This window comes from Mesorhizobium sp. CNPSo 4671 (genome assembly GCF_057784245.1).
Map to the genome: position 1 here is coordinate 1 of NZ_JBWLUW010000073.1, position 644 is coordinate 644.

Here is a 644-nt window from a genome sequence, read left to right on the forward strand (position 1 = left end):
TCATAGCGCACCCTCGGGTCGACGACCGCGTACATGACGTCGACGATCAGGTTGAAGACGATGGTGAAGATGGCGATCACCACCACTGTTCCCATCACCAGCGTGTAGTCGCGGTTGAGCGCCGCATCGACGAAATAGCGGCCGACGCCTGGAATGGAGAAGATCGTCTCGACGATGACCGACCCGGTCAAAAGCGCTGCCGCCGCCGGGCCGGTGAACGAGACGATCGGCAGGATGGCGCCGCGCAGCGCGTGCTTGACCACCACCGACCAGTCGGACAGGCCGAGCGCGCGCGCCGTGCGGATGTGGTGGGAGCGCAGTGATTCGATCATCGAGCCGCGCATCAGACGGGCGACGATGGCGATCTGCGGCAGAGCAAGCGTCAGCACCGGGCCGACCTTGTTGATGAAGGCGCCATCACCCCAGCCGCCGATCGGCAAAAGCTTCCAGGTCAGCCCGAACAGCAGCTGGATCACCGGCGCGATGACGAAGGTGGGGATGGTGCTGCCGGCGGTGGCCAGCGCAATCACCGTATAGTCGCCAAGCTTGTTCTGGTTGAGCGCGGCAATGGTGCCGAGCACGCTGCCAAGCAGCAGCGCCAGGATCAGCGCCGAGGCACCGAGCTGGACGGAAATGGGCAGGCC

At 65.1% G+C, this 644-nt stretch carries 1 protein-coding gene; it reads right to left on the reverse strand.

The window, feature by feature from the left end; translation table 11 throughout:
- The coding region (locus tag AC04SF_RS37415) for an ABC transporter permease (RefSeq protein WP_488481880.1) at window positions 1-644 on the reverse strand (644 nt) is incomplete at both ends.